Raw genomic sequence first — 18,671 nt, 5'->3', positions numbered from 1 at the left:
CGGGTTTCGGCCGCGACAAGCGCCTGGCGTCTCTAGCATGAGGCGATGGGTACCGACGTGAGCAGCCGTGAGTTCACCCGAGAGGACCGACGCCGGTTCCGCGAACAGGTGGGCAAGGGCACCGAGGCGATCGCCCGGATGCTCAACCGCGAACTGTTCACCGATCACGGGGCTCCCCCCGAACCCCTGCTCGGCATGGAGGTCGAACTCAACCTCGTCGATCGCGCCGCGAATCCGGCGATGACCAACGCCTCGGTCCTCGACGCCATCGCCGATCCCGACTACCAGACCGAGTTGGGTCAGTTCAACGTCGAGATCAATGTCTCGCCCCGACCGTTCGTCCGCGAGGGCACCATGTCGCTCGAACAAGGGTTACGCGCCTCGCTCAACCGTGCCGAGAAGCGTGCCGCGGCGACCGACAATCATCTGGTGATGGTGGGCATGCTACCCACACTGCGAATGGAACATCTTCGGCACCAATGGATCTCGTCGAACGATCGATATGATCTGTTGAACCGGCAGATCTTCGCCCAGCGCGGTGAGGACATCGAACTCGATATCGACGGGGTGGCACTCGAGGACCACCTGGTCGCCGACCGGCTGCATGTGACCACCGACTCGATACTCCCGGAGGCCGCGTGCACGTCCCTACAGCTGCATCTGCGCGTCGCGCCGGAGGATTTCGCCGACTATTGGAATGCCGCACAGTCCATCGCGGGTGTGCAGGCGGCACTGGCCGCCAATTCACCGTTCCTCGACGGCAAGGCACTGTGGCATGAGAGTCGGATTCCGGTGTTCGAGCAGGCCACCGACACCCGTCCGGTGGAACTGAAGAATCAGGGAGTGCGGCCGCGGGTATGGTTCGGCGAACGCTGGATCACGACGATCTTCGATCTCTTCGAGGAGAACACCCGGTACTTCCCCGCACTGTTGCCGGTCACCACCGACGTCGACCCGCTGGACGAGCTCGACCGGGGCGAGATCCCCGAACTGGAGGAGCTACGCCTGCACAACGGGACCATCTACCGCTGGAATCGCCCGATCTACGAAGTGGTCGACGGTCAGGCACATCTTCGTGTGGAGAACCGCGTGCTGCCCGCCGGTCCGACCGTGATCGACGTGATGGCCAATGCGGCGTTCTACTACGGTCTGGTGCGCGGACTGGTCGAGGACGATCGTCCGCTCTGGTCACGTATGTCCTTCGACGCCGCGGCCGAGAACCTTCAGCTCGGCGCCCGGTCAGGACTCGACGGACGGCTCTATTGGCCTGACACCGGTTGGGTGCGGCCCGACGAACTGGTTCTGCGCAAGCTTCTGCCGGTGGCGGAGAAGGGCTTACGGTCGTTCGGTGTCGCCGACAAGGTCATCTCGCGCTACCTGTCGGTGATCGAGGGACGAAGCCTCACCCGCCAGACCGGCGCCGTGTGGCAACGACGCAGTGTCGCCGCGCGTGAGGACGCCGGTGCCAGCCGCGAGGCCGCACTCTCGGGAATGTTGCGCGACTACATCGAGCTGATGCACGAGGGTGAACCGGTTCACGTTTGGCCCCTGTGAACTCCGGGTCCGCACATCGGCTGCGGCTCACGCGGTGGGCAGAGTCAGCGTCTGCCCGCCGCCGGCGGCAATCGTGACCGGCACCGACGACATGGCGCCACGATAGTTCGTCGAGCCACCCGAGATCACCAGTCGCACTCGGTGTCCGGGCGCGAACCGATGTGCGAACGCGGGCATCGTCACGGTGAACGGTTTCGACGGATCGGCGATGCGCGCGGGTGCGACCAGGTCCTCCACCGTGGTGGCGACACCGGAGGGATCCACGTCGACCACGCGGGCGAACAGCACGGTCATCGCCGCAGCATCTGCTGTGCGGGGCGCGGTGGTCGAGATGCGCAGTGTCAGAGTCGGCGAGCCGACCACGTCGAGCGGGGCCGACAGCGGTGTACCGGTCCACGTGGTGACGGTGCCGGCCACATCGGCCTCGGGCACGTTCACCAGACCCAGTCCGTCGGGCTTGTCGGTGCTGGTCGGCAGCCCCAGTGGTGCGGTACGCAGCCGTTGCGAACCGGGCGCCGGTGCACCTGTGGTCAGACCGGCTGAACCCGAAAGCCGGTATGTCACAGAACCACTGGGCTCATATGCGCTCGATGTGGCATAGGCGGGTGCCGCATTTCCGTCATACGCCACCCAGTCGCGGAAGTAGGCGAAGCCGGGACCGGTGGACACGGCGTCACCGCGAACGTAGTGATCGAGCCAATTCATCACCCGCCCGGTGACATATCCCTTGGCCGGGTCGGTGGAATCCACATCACCGGCAGCGGGGTCACCCGAATGTCCTCCGCTGTACCAGATCATCGACGTGGGCACGCCTCGCGCCCGCAGGCCCTGGTAGTTGGCGATCCCCTCGTTGAGGTTGAACAGGGTGTCGCGCTCCCCCTGGACGATGAGTGTCGGGATCCGGATCTGGTCGAGATGTGCTGCCGCCGAGGCATTGTGCAGGGTCGCGACCTGATCCGAGGTCATCGCGCCGCGTCCGAGCGCCGACACGAGTGCGCTGCATGCAGTCGAGGAGAAGTTGGGGCAGCCCAGAAGTCGCGCCGGATCGACCTCGGCATGGGTCAGTCCGGCCACCACACCCCCGATTGCGAAGGTGGTGGCCCAGTTGAGCTTCACCGCACCGGTGACCGCAGGGGTGACCCCGATGCGGGTCCCGGTGTCGTTCGGTGCCAGTGAATAGGACAAATCGTTCCAGGTGATCATCGGGGTGATCGCATCGATGCGCGGATCGACTGCTGCTGCGGCGAATTGAATCTGGCCGCCGTAAGAGCCGCCGAGCATGCCCACACGGGGATCGAACTGCGACGGCTTCCCGGTGTGATCGGTGCGGTCGTGACGCACTGACGTCAGGGTCGGCGCGGCGGTGCGATGAGCGCTGTCGGTGAACGCGATTCCCGGCGCACCGCCGAGGTAGCTCACCAGAGATCGTGCTGCCTTGCCATCGATCGTCGGATCATCGAAGGTGATCCGACAGCCGGACCCGCCGAAGCCGAGTCCGGAATAGGCCAGGAACACATAGCCGTGGCGGGCATAGGTGTTCGCGTCGTCGGCGAGATCGTCTTTGGAGCCGGAGAAGCCGTTGGTCGCCAGGATCGCCGGTGCCGGTGTGGATGCCGTCGCGGTGGAGGGAACGTAGAGATCACCGACGATGTCGCATCCGCCGGGTACCGCGAAGTGCAGGGTCGACTTGCTCACCTGGACCGTTGAACCCGCCAAGGTGGACGGCGGTGTCCGGGGTGCCGCGGCAGCCTGAGCAGGAATACACAACGGCCCCAACGCAACAACGGCTGCGGCAACCAGTCCTGCACGACGTCTGCCGCATGCCCTGCCGACACGACCTGTCCACACACCGATCACCCCTCGACCTCCCCGGTGCCACGCTGCCCCGGGCTCGCGGTGACGCTACGCCGGATGAGCCGTTCTCGGACAGGTTTCCGATGAAGTCGGCCGAACGGTCGACGGGCGCGTCTATCTGGTTCAGTACTCGACGACCGCCGCGCCCGGGTTCGTCGGCCAGACGAGTGAGCCGACCGGCGCGGAGACGTCGAGCAGCAACCACCCCTCTTGCGAGGTGCCCGCGTCGACCGTGGTGAGCTTACGTCTGCCATCGGCGAACGCCGTGTCGGCCAACCTGTCGTCAACGGGTTCGACCGACCAGCCGCCGGCGGGGGTGCCGTCGGGAATGCGCTCGCGGATGCCGAAACCCGAGGCCGGCATCGCCACACCGGCGGGGTCGACGTTGTCGACGCGCACGCGAACACCGAGCGGTATCCGGCCGATATCCGACTCATCACCGTCGGGAGCCTTCGCCACGATGGACCCGAGCTTGGGATCCACGTCGAATTCGAGCACCGTCACCCGGGACTCGGGGCGGCGCACCTCGCCGGCACTCCACACGGTGAAGGCATCACCGACCGCCACCGGCGTGACAGCGAGGGCCGGGACGACGACGCCGGGCGCATCGGCCGCGTCGTCGATGAGCGGTGCTGCGACGGCCGCAGTGGGTTGCCGCGCGGCAGTCGATCCGGTGACATCGGAGGCGGAGGGCGACGAATGCGAGGCACATGAGGACGCACCGATCGCCGTGACGGCGACGACGACCGAGAACGCCAAGCGAATGCCCATACCACAACGGACTACCAGACCCAGGTGAACGACACGCACTGATGACCGATATGTCTGTGACACCACGGGCCACAATTGCCCCAAACGCCACAAATCGGCACGGAAGTCGTTATGGCACAACGACCTGCCATAACCGATGATCGACGGAGGTTCGGCGCCAGGCTTTTTCGTGGTGACAAATTCGTGGTGACAAATATTGTCGTGATGACAAATAGCAGATGGCCGGCTCTGCCGTCTCAGGAAGGTGGCGCGCCGATCGCGGTATGCCGGGTCCAGGAGACTTTGCCCCCGCGCACACCATGCAGACTCAGCCCGCGTGCGGTCCGCCCGTCCGGCAGATGTCCGGTCCACACAACGGCCACGGTGTCACCGCCGGCCACCAGTGCGTCGATGTCGTAGGTGCTCACCCCACCCACCGCAGCGACCGCGTGCTCGTAGTCATCACGGGCACCCTGTGGCCCGTGGCCCGGCGGGTTGTGTCCGTAGTCCACGTAGTCGGCCGCAACGGCAGTGTCGAACAACTCCGGGCGGCCGTTGTAAGCGGCGTAGTAGGCACGGACCGCCGCCTCAGCCGCAGACTCATCAGCGGAAACGTCATCGCTCATGTCATCCAGTGAACAACCGCCGAGCGCCACCGGCAATCGAACCGCCGCGAACAACCCCGGCGCAACTAGGCTCGGCGCCATGACCTTCGACGGCTTCAGCGAGGCTGCGCTGGACTTCTACGACGATCTCGAACTCGACAACTCGAAGTCGTTCTGGGAAGCCCATTCCGAGGTGTACCGCACCGAAATTGCCACTCCGATGAGAGAACTCACCGACGAACTGGCCGACGAATTCGGCCCGGCGAAGATCTTTCGCCCGTATCGCGACGTGCGGTTCGCCAAGGACAAGACCCCGTACAAGACCCATCAGGGCGCCTACGTGCCGGTGGCGCCGGCCACGGGGTATTACGTGCAGATCGGTGCACCGGGTGTGCTCATCGGAGCTGGGTTCTACGATGCGAGCCCCGATCGACTTGCGTCGATCCGTGCCGCGATCGACCATGACCGCCACGGCCCAGAACTCGAGCGGATCATCGGCTCACTCATGGCTGCCGACTGGGAGATCGGCGGCAGCACACTGAAAACGAGCCCGCGCGGATTTCCTGCGGACCACCCCCGGATCGAGCTGCTCCGGCACAAGACGCTGACCGTCTCTCATCACCTCGGCTTCGACGAGGTGATCCACAGTCGCGCTCTGGTCGATCGGATCCGTGCCGACTGGCGCCAGACCACGCCACTGCTCGACTGGCTGGTCCGTCACGGGGATTGAACTGCCGATGCAGACACTCCGACAGCGATCAGCAGGCTACCTCGCGGCGTTCTTGATGAATTCGAAGACGTTGTCGTCCGGCTTGGTACCGCCGAAGTAGCCGCCGCGTACGTGGCGTCGCAGGGCGTGGTCGTCGGTGGCACGAGCCGCCGAATGCCAGAGGTAGGCGTCGTGCAGGATGATGTCCCCGCGCTCGGCATACACACCCACCTCGCCGCGAATCTTCTCGAATCCCAGCGGCATCTCGAACGGCGGCGTGCGGTCGGTGCGACCCCCGGTCGGGCGCGCGGTGTCGGGAACCTGCACCCCGTTGATGTTCCGGTAGGGCGCCGGGGTGGCCCACAGGTGACTACCGGGCACCACCCGCAGGAATCCGTTGGCCGGTGACGTGCCGTCGATGTGGATGGTGAACGCCGTCGACGGCCACACGTCCAGGCTCGGACTTGCCTGCCAATCCGAGTGCCAACCGATCCGGGTGTATCCGGATTCCTTACCCGGCCGCGCATCCTGGTACACCACGCCGAACTGTTCGTGGGCGCGGACCCAGCAGTCCGGACCGACGAGCGTGCGCATGATCTCGACGAGCACCGGATGTTCGATCGCCGCGGTCACCGCCGGCGAGAGCTCGTTGATGAACTCGACGTAATTGGCGAATTTCTCCGCCTTGGCCTCCTCGTCGAGGAATACCGTCGACCCGTGTCGGGCTTCGAGTTCCCCTGCGATGACGGCATTCTGGGCGGCCACACATTCGGCTTCCATCGTGTCGACGTCACCGGGGCCGAGCAGACCACGCACGATCGCATAGCCGTGCATGTCGTAGAACCACACCAGCCCCGCGATGTCGTTGGGACCGAAAACGCCGGGTGAATCAAGCATTCTCTGATCGTAAGTCGACCAGGAATGCTTCGCAGCGCATGCGCCGAAGGCCACGCTGCACCATTTCCTGTACGCGGATCGGATCCGTGTAGCGGATAGGAAATGGTGCAGCGAATGCGACCGGAGCAGGCGTCAGCTCACGTAGCCGTCGGCGACATCGAGTGCGGAATCGAGCATGCCGAGGGCCTCACGGACCTCATCGTCGGCGACGGTGCACGGCGGCACCATGTGCAGCCGGTTGTAGTTCACCGCCGAGAGGAGTCCATTGCTCTTGGATGCGGCGACGAAGGCGTTCATACCCTCACTGCCTCCACCGTAGGGCGCCAACGGTTCCCGTGTCTGCGGGTTGCTCACCATCTCCACCGCCCAGAACACGCCGAGGCCGCGAACCTCCCCCACACTGGGATGTTTGGCAGCGAGCTCACGCAGACCGGGCCCGAGGACGTCCTCGCCGATGCGAGCCGCGTTCTCCACCACGCCTTCGTCTTCCATCGCCGTGATGGTGGCCACAGCTGCCGCGGTCGCGAGCGGGTGGCCCGAATAGGTGAGGCCGCCGGGGTAGGCACGCTGGGCGAAGGTGTCGTAGATGGGCTGACTGATCGCGACGCCACCGAGCGGGACGTAGCCGGAGTTGACGCCCTTGGCGAAGGTCATCAGATCGGGCGTCACGTCGAAATGGTCCACAGAGAACCACTTTCCGGAACGGCCGAATCCCGCCATCACCTCGTCGGCGATGTAGACGATCCCGTGGCGATCGCACAGTTCGCGCACACCGGCGAGGTATCCCGGCGGCGGGACCATGATGCCGGCGGTGCCGGGGATCGACTCGAGGATGATCGCCGCGATGGTCTCGGGGCCCTCGAAGGCGATGGTCTGCTCGAGATGCTCGAGTGCACGCTGGCACTCTTCCTCTTCGGTGGTCGCGTGGAACTGCGAGCGGTAGAGGAACGGCCCGAAGAAGTGCGTGACGCCCGCGGTGGCGGTGTCGTTGGGCCAGCGCCTCGGATCTCCGGTGAGGTTGATCGCGGTCTGCGTACCACCGTGATACGAACGGTAGCGCGCGAGCACCTTGTAGCGACCGGTGTGCAGTCGGGCCATCCGCACGGCATGCTCCACCGCGTCGGCACCGCCATTGGTGAAGAACACGTGATCGAGGTCGCCCGGGGTGTGCGAGGCGATCAGGCGTGCCGCCTCCGAGCGGGCGTCGTTGACGAATTGCGGTGCGACAGTGCACAGCTTGGCAGCCTGCTCCTGGATCGCGGCCACCACCTTCGGGTGCTGATGCCCGATGTTGGTGTAGATCAGCTGTGACGAGAAGTCGAGATAGCGCGTGCCCTCACCGTCCCACACCTGCGATCCCTGCGCCGCCGAGATCACCATCGGCTTCAGCGTCGCCTGTGCGGCCCACGAGTGGAAGACGTGCTTGCGATCGAGTTCGTACGCTCGCGCGCTCTCCTGTCGCGCCTGCTCGATCGTGAGCCCGTTGGGCAGAACGTCGGATTCCGTGGTGGTCATACTCTCCTCCGATGAGGTTGTGTGTCAGTCACTGTGGTCGACCTGTCGTCACGACCATGGTCATCCTGGCGATCAATCATTCTGGGGGAAACCGAGATTCAGTCCACCGTGCGACGGGTCGAGCCACCGCGTGGTGATCGCCTTGGTGCGGGTGAAGAAGTGCACACCCTCCATGCCGTGGGCGTGGGAGTCCCCGAAGAGGGAATTCTTCCAGCCACCGAAGCTGTAGTAGGCCATCGGCACCGGAATCGGCACGTTGATGCCCACCATGCCGACCTCGACCTCGTTGGCGAAGCGGCGTGCGGCCCCACCGTCGTTGGTGAAGATGGCGGTGCCATTGCCGTAGGCGTTCGAATTGATCAGTTCGAGCGCCTCGTCGTAGGTGTCGGTCCGCACCACCGACAGTACCGGCCCGAAGATCTCGTCGGTGTAGATCGTCATGTCGGTGGTGACGTTGTCGAACAGCGTCGGACCGAGCCAGAAGCCGTCGGTGGTGTCCTCACCCACCGGTGTCACGTCGCGACCGTCGATCACCACGGTGGCACCGGCCTTCTCACCGGCTTCCACATAGGAGGCGACCCGATCGCGATGCGCCTTGGTCACCAGCGGGCCCATATCGGGATTGTCCACACCGTTACCGGTCTTCAGGGTGCGGGTGCGCTCGGCGATCTTGGCCACCAACTCGTCGGCGATCTCACCGACGGCCACGCACACCGACACGGCCATGCAGCGTTCGCCCGCGGACCCGAAACCGGCGTTGACCATCGAATCGGCGGCCAGATCCAGATCGGCGTCGGGAAGGATCACGGCGTGATTCTTGGCGCCACCGAGTGCCTGCACACGCTTGCCGGCGGCGGTCCCGGTCGCGTACACGTACTGCGCGATGGGCGTGGAACCGACGAAGGACACCGACTTGATCGCCGGGTTGGTCAGCAGCTCGTCGACGGCGGTCTTGTCGCCGTGGAGAACGTTGAACACACCGGCGGGCAGCCCGGCCTCGGCCCAGAGCTCGGCCAGCCACACCGCTGCCGACGGGTCTTTCTCGGAGGGCTTGATCACCACGGTGTTGCCTGCGGCGATGGCCACCGGGAAGAACCACATCGGGACCATCGCCGGGAAGTTGAACGGGGAGATGATCGCGGCCGGCCCCACCGGCTGCAGCACCGAGTGCACGTCGACATTCGTCGAGGCATTCTCGGTGAATCCACCCTTGACGAGATGTGGGATGCCACAAGCGAATTCGACCACCTCGAGACCGCGCGAGATCTCGCCGGCAGCATCGGAGAGCACCTTGCCGTGTTCGGCGGTGATGATGGCGGCGAGTTCGTCCTTGCGGGCGTTGAGCAGTTCGCGGAAGGCGAAGAGGATCGCGGTTCGCTTGGCCAACGAGGTGTCGCGCCACATCGGGAAGGCCGCCGCCGCGGCGTCGATGACCGTGCGGGCGTCCTGCACCGAGGCGAAGGCGACCTGACCGGTGACCTCGCCGGTGGCCGGGTTGGTGACCGGCCCCACTTCCCCGCTCGTGCCGGCGAACGGCTTGTTGTCCATCCAGTGCAGGATCTCGGCCATGAGGTCTCCTTCTCGGGTAGTGCGCCTGGGGTACCCGGCTCTTCTCGTAGGTACCGGGCGCTCGTGGGGCGGATCACTGGTGCGGCCGCGGACGTTCGCACCCTCTGCGGACCATTGTGCGGCGCCACGGGGCGGCGCGTCCTGGACATTGTGTCCAGTTTTCAGGGTGATATCCGACAGACTGTCCAGTGCACTTCTAGACTTGACGCCGTGTCCGCCCCGATCACCCTGCCCACGGTCCGCGACGTCGTGGCGCTGCCCGAGGTCGAGCTGGGTGACCCCCGCCTGGTTGCCGGGGCACTCGGTGACCGACCTGTGCGCTGGGTACACGTCAGTGAGGTCGCCGACCTCACCGATCTGGTCTCCGGCGACAAGCTGGTCTTGACCATCGGCACCGCGCTCACCGGAACCGCCGAACGCTGCGCCGCCTACATCCGCGATCTCGTCGCCGCCGGCGTGGCCGGGCTGATCGTCGAGGTCGGCACACTCGTCGACGCCGTCCCTGCCGCGGCGCGCGCGGTGGCCGATGACCTGGGGTTCCCGGTGATCGAGCTGCACCGCACCACCCGCTTCGTCGCGATCACCGAAGCGGTGCACCGCATCATCGTCGCCGACCAGTACGCGGAGCTGGAGTTCGCCGCCGCGGCGCATCAGACGTTCATCACCCTCAACGTCGAACGCGCGTCGCTGACCCGCATCGTGTCCGCGGCCGCGGAGATCCTCGACCGGTCGGTGGTGCTCGAGGACCTCGCCCATCAGGTACTCGCCTTCCGCCCCGCCGGCGCCGGTGCGGGCGATCTGCTCGAGGGCTGGACCCGACGGTCGCGACTGGTCGCTTCCTCCGACACCACCGTGCGCGACGAGATCGAGGGCTGGACGCACACACCGGTGGGACCGGTGAACGAGGTCTGGGGACGCCTGGTGGTGGTCGACCCGCGCGACGAGATCGGACCGTCGCCGACTGCGCGATCCCGCACACGCACGGTGATCGAACGTGCGGCCCAGGCGGTGACCCTGCACCGGATGGTCGAGCGCGATCGCACCTCGCTGCACCAACAGGCCCAGAGCGGGCTGCTCGAGGATCTGGCGCGACGTGAGCTCACCGACGAACACGAGGCCAGATCACGCGCCGGTGCGCTCGGCCTCGCACAGGCCGCGCGGTACGTACCGCTCACCGTGCGACTCTCACCGTTCGGCGGCGGCGATCCGGTGGCCGCCCACCAGCGGGGACTTCACGCACTCGACAGCGTGGTCCACGCCGTCGCCGCCACGTCGCATTCGGCGCTCACGGCGCTGCGGCGCGAGTCAGAGGTCGCCGTCCTGCTCGCGGTCGGCGCGGGGAGGGCCGGGTCGGGAAGACCCGGACAGGACACACATCTGGACGACGTTGTCGATCTCGTCGCCGGGCGCATCCGCACACAACTGCACAGACTGGAGGCGAGCGGCGCGATCACGATCGGCGTGGGCCGCGATTCAGCCCGATTGACCACCACGGCAACCGGTCTCGATGAATCCGCGCAGATCGCCGAGGTCGCCGCCGGACTCAGCGGATCGACTCGGCTCTATCACCGGGCCACCGACGTGCGCCTGCGCGGTCTGGTCGCACTGCTGCGCGACGACGCGCGTGTCCAGAAATTCGCCGAATCCGAACTCGGCCCACTGCTGGCCAGCGACGCCCGACACGGCGAGTCGAATCTCGACGTGCTGCGGAGGTTCCTCGAACTCGGTGGCAACAAATCCGAGCTGGCCACCGATCTGGGCCGCAGCAGGCAGACCGTCTACCAACGTCTGGCACTGATCGAACGGCTGCTCGGGGTCTCCCTCGACGACGCCGAGTCGCGCACATCGCTGCACACCGCTGTGCTCATCCACGACGCCGCACTCATCCCCGACGCTGTGCTCGACCACGATGCCGCCGGGCTCACCGGGGTCGGGCTGCGGTAGTCCTGTCCGGTGACCTCATCCGCGCCGCGAGAGGAGCTGATCGAGCAAGAAACTCACCGAATCCCGCACGCTGGCAAGCAGTTCGGATTTCTCCGCACGGCCAACCGCCACTCGGTTGAGGTCGATGAGAACGGTTCCGAACACCGCGTGGGCGACCTTGCGCAGGTAGTCGTCGGACAGATCGGGGCGCCCTCTCGTCGAGAGCAGCAACACCTCCCCGATCGCCTCCTCGACGCGGCCTATGCGCGCCGCCGCCTCGGTGGCGTTGGGGCCGGACTCGAACAGCACCTCGCGCTGGTAGGCGACGATGTTCTGGTGATGTGACCTGCGGTCGTCGGCGAACGGCGCCACGATCTCGACGATCGCATCGACGGGCGACGCACCCGCTCCGGCCGCCGAGAGTGCCGCCTCGATGCCGTCGTCGAGGAGGTCGCCCATCACGTACACCAGCAGCTCGGCCTTGGTGCGAGCGAAGCGGAACACCGTGCCGATACCCACGTCGGCGCCGTCGGCGATCTCCTGGGTCGTCACATTCGAATACCCGCGCTCGGCGAACAGCGCCGACGCGCTCGCCAGGATGCGTCGCTGATTGTCGAGCTTCTTACGCTGTCGACGGCCGATCGCCTGCTCTGCACCCCATTCCGACGCGCCGGTGGCATCGCTGCCACCCTCGTCCGGTGAAGGATCCTCGCCGCGCGCGGGCACACCGTTGTGCAGTGTCATGGCAACCCCTTTCCGCCTAGATCGTAAGGGACGACACATGTGGATCGAACTCCAAACGGAGTAGGCTCCACATTTGAAACGCTCGTCCAGCCCCTGCATAGAGTCGGAAGCCACATCGATGACAGAAGCACGACACTCGCCTGCACCCACCACGTCGGCGCAGACCGCGGCATCATCCGCCGCTCCCGCGTCACCAGCCCGAACCCCGGCTTCTGAGCACGCTCATCTGTCCGGGCGTCAGGAGACGCTCATCATCGTCGCCCTGTGCATCTCCGCGATGGTCGTGTCGATGATGCAGTCGCTGCCCGTCCCGATCCTCGGTGTGATCCGCTCCGACCTCGGGGCCAGCACCTCCGCCGTCAGCTGGGTCACCACCGCGACCCTGCTCGCCGCCGCCGTCTTCACACCGCTGCTCGGCCGTATCGGCGACCAGCACGGCAAGAAGAAGACCCTCGTGGCGGTGCTCGTGGTGATGGTCATCGGGTCGGTCATCACCGCACTGGCCCACAACATCGGCCTGCTGGTGTTCGGCCGGGCGCTGCAGGGTATCGCCACCGCGATCTTCCCCCTCGCGCTGTCGATCCTGCGCGAGGAAGTGCGCCCGAAGCGCCTGCCCGGTGCGATGGCACTCGTCTCAGGCACCCTCGGTTTCGGCAGTGGACTGGCACTGGTCGCCGCGGGACTGCTCACCTCGGGCAGCGATCCCAACTACCGCAACACCTTCTGGCTGGCCACCGGTCTGGCCGTGCTCGCGCTGGTCCTCGTGGTGACGCTCGTGCCCGCGACCAAGCAGACCGTCGGCGGACATGTGGACTTCCTCGGCGCCGCAACCCTGGGTGGTGCACTGCTGCTGCTGCTGCTCGCCATCTCCCAGGGCCACGAATGGGGCTGGGGCTCGGCCGCGACCATCGGCTGCTTCGCCGGCGCCGTGGTGATGTTCGCCGTCTGGGCGTTCGTGGAGACAAAGGTCAACGAGCCACTGGTCGACATGCGGATGTTCATCCACCGGCCGGTGCTCATGTCCAACATCGCCGGACTACTGGTGGGCTTCGGGATGTTCGCCGCCTTCCTCGCGATCTCCTACTTCGCGCAGATCCCCACCGCGATCGGCTACGGATTCGGAGCCAGCGTGCTGCGCGCATCCGTCGAGTTCCTGCTCCCCTGTGCGGCGATGTCGTTGGTCGCCGCCCCCTTCGCCGGCATCGCCCTGACCAGGATCGGCCCGCGCATGGTCCTGCTCATCTCGTCGGCACTCGGTGTCATCGGCTTCGGATTGCTGGTGTTCGAACATGATTCGTCCGCAGTGATGATCATCGCCGGCATGTTCGTCGGCGCGGCGGTGAGCTTCGGATACGGTGCGATGCCCGCGGTCATCGCCTACAACGTGCCCTCCCACCAGAGCGGCATCGCCAACGGCATCAACTCGATCTCGCGCACCACCGGGTCGGCGATCGGCAGCGCGCTGGTCACCACCATCCTGGCGTCGATGCTCAATCATTCACTGCCCAAGGGATATCCGGCCGTCCCGGCCGACGACGCATTCACGGTGGTCTTCACCATCGCCGCGGTCTGCTTCCTGTTGCTGGCACCGGTGGCGACGCTGGGTATGACTCGTCATCACGAGCCCGCCCGCGAGGTCGAGAAGGCCACTCACCACTGATATCTCACCCGCTGCTCTCCCACCGGTTGTCGGTCCCGCGTCGGGGTGTGCCCCTCACACCCCGACGCGAAAGACCGGTATCACCTCGCCGGTCACCTCCTGGCCGGACCGATCGCTGCCCGACAGATGATCGCCGGGACCCGAGCGTACGAACTCCACGAGGACCGGGGTCCCCGCGGCGAGCGTCGCGGGTTCGGCGCCGACGATCCGGGCACGCATCCAGCAGCCCTCGTCGAGTTCGATCAGACCCGAGATCATCAACACCTCCCCGTCCCGGCTGCGGGGAACCGACCAGCTGACCACGCGGCCACGACAGGCTGCAACCGCGGATGCCCGCAGGCGCAACATCGGGTGGCTTCCGGTGACGACACACGTCCACACTCGGGGCAACGTCGGAGCAGCAACTCGCCGCGGGCGGTCGCATCGTAGAACTCTGCCGAAGCCTGATCACGGGCAATCGGGGTGATGGTCACGTCGATCTCCTGACTCGCGGTTCGGCGGTTCATGTCACGCGGTGCGGTGCGGACTCAGGATCAGGGTCGAATGGTGGTCGAGCACACCGCCGTTGCCGCTGACCATGATCATGTCGTTGTGTGGCGCCTGACGGGATCCGCCTGCGTTTCGCGACTGGATCACCGCTTCCGACAGCGGGGTCATCCCCCACATGTAGTACGAGGACAACTGGCCGCCGCCGGTGTTCACCGCCAGCGAGCCACCCGGGGCCAGCGCACCGCTCGCCGCGAATGCGCCGCCCTCCCCCTTGGCGCAGAATCCGTAGTCCTCCAACGTGATCAACACCGTGAAGGTGTAGCAGTCGTAGATCTCGGCGATGTCGATCTGCTCGATCGTCACACCTGCCATCTTCAACGCGTCGGCCCCCGATTGCGCTGCACCGCTGACCAATCCGAATTCGCTGCCGGCACACTGGGGATAGCCGGGATGCGCCTGAGCGAACCCGTGGACATATACCGGCGGATGGGGTGCGTCACCGGCCCGGTCGGCAGAGGTGACCACCACCGCGATGGCCCCGTTGCTCACCAGACAGCAGTCGAGCAGGTGCAGCGGGTCGGCGATCAGACGGGAGGCCTGATGGTCGGCCGCTGTGATGGGTTCGCGCATCTGCGCCAGCGGATTACCCTGCGCCCAGCCACGTTGGGCGACCGCGATCGCACCCAGTTGTTCCGACGTCGTGCCGTACGTCTGCATATGCCGTTGCGCGGCAAGCGCGTAGGACGTGTTGACCGTTCCGAAGCCTGCTGCGGCCAACAACCCGTCGAATCCTTGCGGGCGGCGACGACCGGTATAGGCAGACGAGCTCGAACGACCCGGCGCCAGCGGCGCGTCGGCGAAGACGCACACCACAGTCGAGGCGACCCCGGCCTCGATGGCCATCGTCGCGTAGCCCACCATCACACCGGCCGACGACCCGAATGCCTGCATCGTGGTCGACATCCGCAGATCCCGCAGCCCGAGTCGGCGTGCCAACCGCATATCGACACCACCGGACATCCCAGGGTTGACCAGCAGACCGTCGACATCGGCCAGCGACACCCCGGCGTCGGCGACGGCCAGATCGATCGCCTCGACTGCGAAGTCCTCGGCGGTCGGCCCGTACACCTTGCCCATCTCGGTCATCCCGAGGCCGGAGATCGCCACCGCGCTCGACGTGCCACCGCTCATCCGAATGTCCCTCCGTCGGTTGTCGGATCACTTTTCAGACCTTTTCAGTCTGAAATTAGTGTGCCATGCTGACGGAGCCCCCGTCGGCTTTTCCGTCAGCGTCTCCCGACCTCCGATCCCCAACCCCCGATCCCCGCCCCGACTCTCGTCATCGACTCCTCCGAGGAGCATTGCCGTGTCCAGCGACTCCGCAACCACCGGCCAACGCGGCCGCCCCCGTGACCCGGATTTCGAGGATCGCGTGTTCGACACCGTGGTGGCGTTGTATGTGGCGCACGGTCTCGACGGCGTGACGATGGGTGCGGTCGCACGCGGCGCCCGCGTGGGCAAGGCCTCGCTCTACATGCGGTGGGAGGATCGTGATTCCCTCATCCGCGACGCGCTGGCCGCGCGCATCGTGCTCGACACCGGCGTGGACACCGGCGACTTCCGGGCTGATCTGCGCCGGCTGGCCGAGCAGATGCTCGACATGCTCTGGACCGACACGGGATTGGCCTACATGCGGCGCATCATCGACAGCTCGGTCCACCCGGAGGTGTTCCGCCGCGGCGACGGCAGCAGCCCGATCGTGCTCGATGCGCGCCGACTGGTCCGCAATGCGATCGAGCGAGGCGAACTACCCCGGGGAACCAGCCCGACCGTGCTGATGGACATGCTCTTCGGCGCCAGCGTGATGCACGCCTCGATCACCCCGCCCGGTCTGCGGTCGGTCGCCCAGGAACGCTCGGCGGACTACCTCGACGCACTCGTCGACGCGGTCATCGCCGGAGCGACCGCACACGCGCGGTAGCCCCGGGACACGCTCTCTCAGCCGAACAGCTTCGGCAGCGTGCCCTCGAAGGTCTCGCGCAGCTCGGCGAGCGGGATGACGAACTGATCCTGCACCTCGACGGCGTCACTGCCCTGATCGACCACACCGATACGCGTCCACGGCATCGAACGCGCGTCGAGCATCGACACGAAACGCGACTCCTCGGTCCGCGGGACCGCGACCAGGATCCGCGCACTCGACTCGGAGAACAGCCACACGAACGGATCGGCATCCTCGGGAAGCAGGATCCGGCACCCCGTCTCCCCCGACAACGCCGACTCGATGACCGCCTGGATCAGGCCGCCCTCGGACAGGTCATGCGCCGCCGAGATCAGCCCGTCGCGGGAGGCTGCGACCAGGATCTCCCCGAGTAGCTTCTCGCGGTCGAGATCGACCTGCGGTGGCACCCCGCCGAGATGTCCGTGGATCACCTGCGACCAGATCGACCCGTCGAATTCGTCTCGGGTCTCACCGAGCAGGATCAGCGTCTCCCCCGGTTCGGTGCCCAGGGAGGTGGGGATGCGGCGGCGCACGTCGCCGATCACACCGAGGACACCGATCACCGGGGTGGGCAGGATCGGCGTGGCACCGGTCTGGTTGTAGAAGCTGACGTTGCCGCCGGTGACCGGGACGCCGAGTTGGGCGCAGCCGTCGGCGAGACCGTGTACGGCCTGCTGGAACTGCCACATCACCGCCGGGTCCTCCGGCGAGCCGAAGTTGAGGCAGTTGGTGACGGCCTTCGGCGTGGCACCGGAGACGGCCACGTTGCGGTAGGCCTCGGCCAGCGCGAGCTGTGCGCCGCGATAGGGATCGAGGTAGGTGTAGCGACCCGACGCATCGGTTGCCAGGGCGATGCCCCGACCGGTCGACTCGTCGATGCGGATCATGCCCGAGTCGGCGTCCTCGGCCAGCACGGTGTTGCCGCGCACGTACCGGTCGTACTGCTCGGTGATGAACTTGCGGCTGCACAGCGCCGGTGAGGCGAGCATCGCGATCGTGGTCTCGCGCAGTTCCTCACCCGTCTTGGGTCGCGCCAAGCCCTCGGTGGTCGAGGCGATCACGTCGTCCTGCCAGTCGGGTCGGGCGACCGGTCGCTGGTAGACCGGCCCCTCGTGTGCGACGGTGCGCGGCGGCACGTCGACCACGGTCTCGCCGTGCCAGGTGATCACCAGATTGTCGCCGTCGGTGACCTCACCGATCACCGTCGCGAGCACATCCCACTTCTTGCACACGGCCATGAACTCGTCGACGTTCTCCGGCGTCACCACAGCGCACATGCGCTCCTGGGATTCGCTGGAGAGCACCTCGGCGGGCGTCATGCCGGTGGCGCGCATCGGCACCTTCTCCAGCTCGATATGCATACCGCCATCACCAGCGGCGGCGAGTTCCGATGTCGCACAGGACAATCCGGCTCCGCCAAGATCCTGGATGCCTACCACGAGCTTTTCGCGATAGAGGTCCAGACAGCATTCGATGAGCACCTTCTCGGTGAAGGGGTCGCCCACCTGGACGCTGGGGAGCTTCTTGGGCCGACCCTCGCCGTCGAAGGTCTCCGATGCCAGCACCGACACACCGCCGATCCCGTCGAGGCCGGTGCGCGCGCCGAACAGGATGATCTTGTTCCCGGCGCCCGAGGCGAACGCCAGGTGCAGATCCTCGGTGCGCATCGCACCGGCGCACAGTGCGTTGACGAGCGGATTGCCGTTGTAGGACGCGTCGAAGACCGTCTCGCCGCCGATGTTGGGCAGTCCCAGGGAGTTGCCGTATCCGCCGACGCCGCGCACCACGCCGTCGACCACGCGACGCGTGTCGGGTGCCTCCGCCTCACCGAAACGCAGCTGATCCATCACCGCGATCGGGCGGGCACCCATCGCCATGATGTCGCGCACGATGCCACCCACACCCGTCGCCGCGCCCTGATAGGGCTCCACATAGGAGGGGTGGTTGTGGCTCTCGACCTTGAAGGTGACCGCCCAGCCATCGCCGATGTCGACCACGCCCGCGTTCTCACCGATACCGGCGAGCATCGACGACCGCATCTCGTCGGTGGTCGTCTCACCGAAGTAGCGCAGATGCACCTTCGAGGACTTGTAGGAGCAGTGTTCGCTCCACATCACCGAGTACATCGCCAATTCGGCGTCGGTGGGTCGCCTGCCCAGGATCGTGCGGATGCGCTCGTATTCGTCATCCTTGAGACCGAGTTCGCGGAACGGCTGCTCGGTGTCGGGGGTGTCGGCGGCATGGGAGACGGTGTCGACGTGTGCGCTCACGATCGCCATTCTATGGTCCGCGTGAACGACAGGTGATCGACGGCAGGGGTCTGATCGTTACCCTGAGTGCACGGTGACGGCGCCGAGCACTCAGAGTGCGGTGCCGCCACGAGCAGACACGAGCCGGCTG

At 66.4% G+C, this 18,671-nt stretch carries 15 protein-coding genes; 5 read left to right on the top strand and 10 right to left on the bottom strand.

Features of this window, described 5'->3' with window-relative positions:
* Positions 1 to 45: 45 nt before the first annotated feature.
* The gene (locus IEW22_RS10235; RefSeq protein ID WP_188586510.1) at positions 46 to 1,554 is read left to right on the top strand and encodes a glutamate-cysteine ligase family protein; all 1,509 of its coding nucleotides are present in this window, start codon (positions 46 to 48) and stop codon (positions 1,552 to 1,554) included.
* A 27-nt stretch (positions 1,555 to 1,581) separates the two neighbouring features.
* Here IEW22_RS10235 and IEW22_RS10230 read toward each other — a convergent pair whose 3' ends face one another.
* The 3 genes from IEW22_RS10230 to IEW22_RS10220 all read right to left on the bottom strand — a co-directional run bounded on the left by IEW22_RS10230 (position 1,582) and on the right by IEW22_RS10220 (position 4,784).
* Complete coding sequence (locus IEW22_RS10230; protein ID WP_229742430.1) at positions 1,582 to 3,249, bottom strand: CocE/NonD family hydrolase; 1,668 nt, start codon at positions 3,247 to 3,249, stop codon at positions 1,582 to 1,584.
* A gap of 282 nt (positions 3,250 to 3,531) precedes the next feature.
* Positions 3,532 to 4,179, bottom strand: coding sequence for a hypothetical protein (locus tag IEW22_RS10225; protein ID WP_188586509.1), 648 nt, complete (start codon positions 4,177 to 4,179; stop codon positions 3,532 to 3,534).
* Between the two features lie 236 nt (positions 4,180 to 4,415).
* Positions 4,416 to 4,784: a nuclear transport factor 2 family protein gene (locus tag IEW22_RS10220; RefSeq protein WP_188586508.1), complete on the bottom strand. Its 369-nt coding sequence runs from the start codon at positions 4,782 to 4,784 to the stop codon at positions 4,416 to 4,418.
* A gap of 79 nt (positions 4,785 to 4,863) precedes the next feature.
* Here IEW22_RS10220 and IEW22_RS10215 point away from each other — a divergent pair, with 79 nt between their 5' ends.
* A complete protein-coding gene (locus tag IEW22_RS10215; protein ID WP_188586507.1) occupies positions 4,864 to 5,493 on the top strand; it encodes a DUF2461 domain-containing protein in 630 nt (209 codons plus the stop codon).
* A 36-nt stretch (positions 5,494 to 5,529) separates the two neighbouring features.
* Here the strand turns inward: IEW22_RS10215 and IEW22_RS10210 are convergent, their stop codons facing one another.
* The 3 genes from IEW22_RS10210 to IEW22_RS10200 all read right to left on the bottom strand — a co-directional run bounded on the left by IEW22_RS10210 (position 5,530) and on the right by IEW22_RS10200 (position 9,453).
* Complete coding sequence (locus IEW22_RS10210; protein WP_188586506.1) at positions 5,530 to 6,369, bottom strand: phytanoyl-CoA dioxygenase family protein; 840 nt, start codon at positions 6,367 to 6,369, stop codon at positions 5,530 to 5,532.
* Between the two features lie 132 nt (positions 6,370 to 6,501).
* Positions 6,502 to 7,884 (bottom strand): aspartate aminotransferase family protein, encoded by a 1,383-nt coding sequence (locus IEW22_RS10205; protein ID WP_188586505.1) that lies wholly within the window; start codon positions 7,882 to 7,884, stop codon positions 6,502 to 6,504.
* A gap of 72 nt (positions 7,885 to 7,956) precedes the next feature.
* Positions 7,957 to 9,453 carry a CoA-acylating methylmalonate-semialdehyde dehydrogenase gene (locus IEW22_RS10200; protein WP_188586504.1) on the bottom strand — a complete coding sequence of 499 codons (1,497 nt, stop codon included), beginning with the start codon at positions 9,451 to 9,453 and terminating at the stop codon, positions 7,957 to 7,959.
* A gap of 210 nt (positions 9,454 to 9,663) precedes the next feature.
* On the opposite strand from IEW22_RS10200, the gene IEW22_RS10195 reads away from it, so the two are divergent.
* On the top strand, positions 9,664 to 11,397 hold the full coding sequence (locus IEW22_RS10195; RefSeq protein ID WP_229742429.1) for a PucR family transcriptional regulator: 1,734 nt from the start codon (positions 9,664 to 9,666) through the stop codon (positions 11,395 to 11,397).
* Between the two features lie 15 nt (positions 11,398 to 11,412).
* Here the strand turns inward: IEW22_RS10195 and IEW22_RS10190 are convergent, their stop codons facing one another.
* Positions 11,413 to 12,120, bottom strand: a complete 708-nt coding sequence (locus tag IEW22_RS10190) for a TetR/AcrR family transcriptional regulator (protein WP_188586503.1) — start codon at positions 12,118 to 12,120, stop codon at positions 11,413 to 11,415.
* 118 nt (positions 12,121 to 12,238) lie between these two features.
* On the opposite strand from IEW22_RS10190, the gene IEW22_RS10185 reads away from it, so the two are divergent.
* Positions 12,239 to 13,780 (top strand): MFS transporter, encoded by a 1,542-nt coding sequence (locus IEW22_RS10185; RefSeq protein ID WP_188586502.1) that lies wholly within the window; start codon positions 12,239 to 12,241, stop codon positions 13,778 to 13,780.
* A 54-nt stretch (positions 13,781 to 13,834) separates the two neighbouring features.
* Here the strand turns inward: IEW22_RS10185 and IEW22_RS10180 are convergent, their stop codons facing one another.
* A complete protein-coding gene (locus IEW22_RS10180) occupies positions 13,835 to 14,128 on the bottom strand; it encodes an OB-fold domain-containing protein (protein WP_268235473.1) in 294 nt (97 codons plus the stop codon).
* Positions 14,129 to 14,287: 159 nt separating this feature from the next.
* The gene (locus IEW22_RS10175; protein ID WP_188586500.1) at positions 14,288 to 15,460 is read right to left on the bottom strand and encodes a thiolase C-terminal domain-containing protein; all 1,173 of its coding nucleotides are present in this window, start codon (positions 15,458 to 15,460) and stop codon (positions 14,288 to 14,290) included.
* Positions 15,461 to 15,635: 175 nt separating this feature from the next.
* Here IEW22_RS10175 and IEW22_RS10170 point away from each other — a divergent pair, with 175 nt between their 5' ends.
* Positions 15,636 to 16,250, top strand: coding sequence for a TetR/AcrR family transcriptional regulator (locus IEW22_RS10170; protein WP_188586499.1), 615 nt, complete (start codon positions 15,636 to 15,638; stop codon positions 16,248 to 16,250).
* A gap of 17 nt (positions 16,251 to 16,267) precedes the next feature.
* On the opposite strand, the gene purL is transcribed toward IEW22_RS10170, so the two are convergent.
* The gene (gene purL, locus IEW22_RS10165) at positions 16,268 to 18,550 is read right to left on the bottom strand and encodes a phosphoribosylformylglycinamidine synthase subunit PurL (protein WP_188586498.1); all 2,283 of its coding nucleotides are present in this window, start codon (positions 18,548 to 18,550) and stop codon (positions 16,268 to 16,270) included.
* Positions 18,551 to 18,671 lie beyond the last annotated feature (121 nt).

It is taken from the genome of Gordonia jinhuaensis, from assembly GCF_014639795.1.
In the GTDB taxonomy this organism is placed as follows: domain Bacteria; phylum Actinomycetota; class Actinomycetes; order Mycobacteriales; family Mycobacteriaceae; genus Gordonia_B; species Gordonia_B jinhuaensis.
This window is presented reverse-complemented; position numbering and strand designations above follow the sequence as displayed.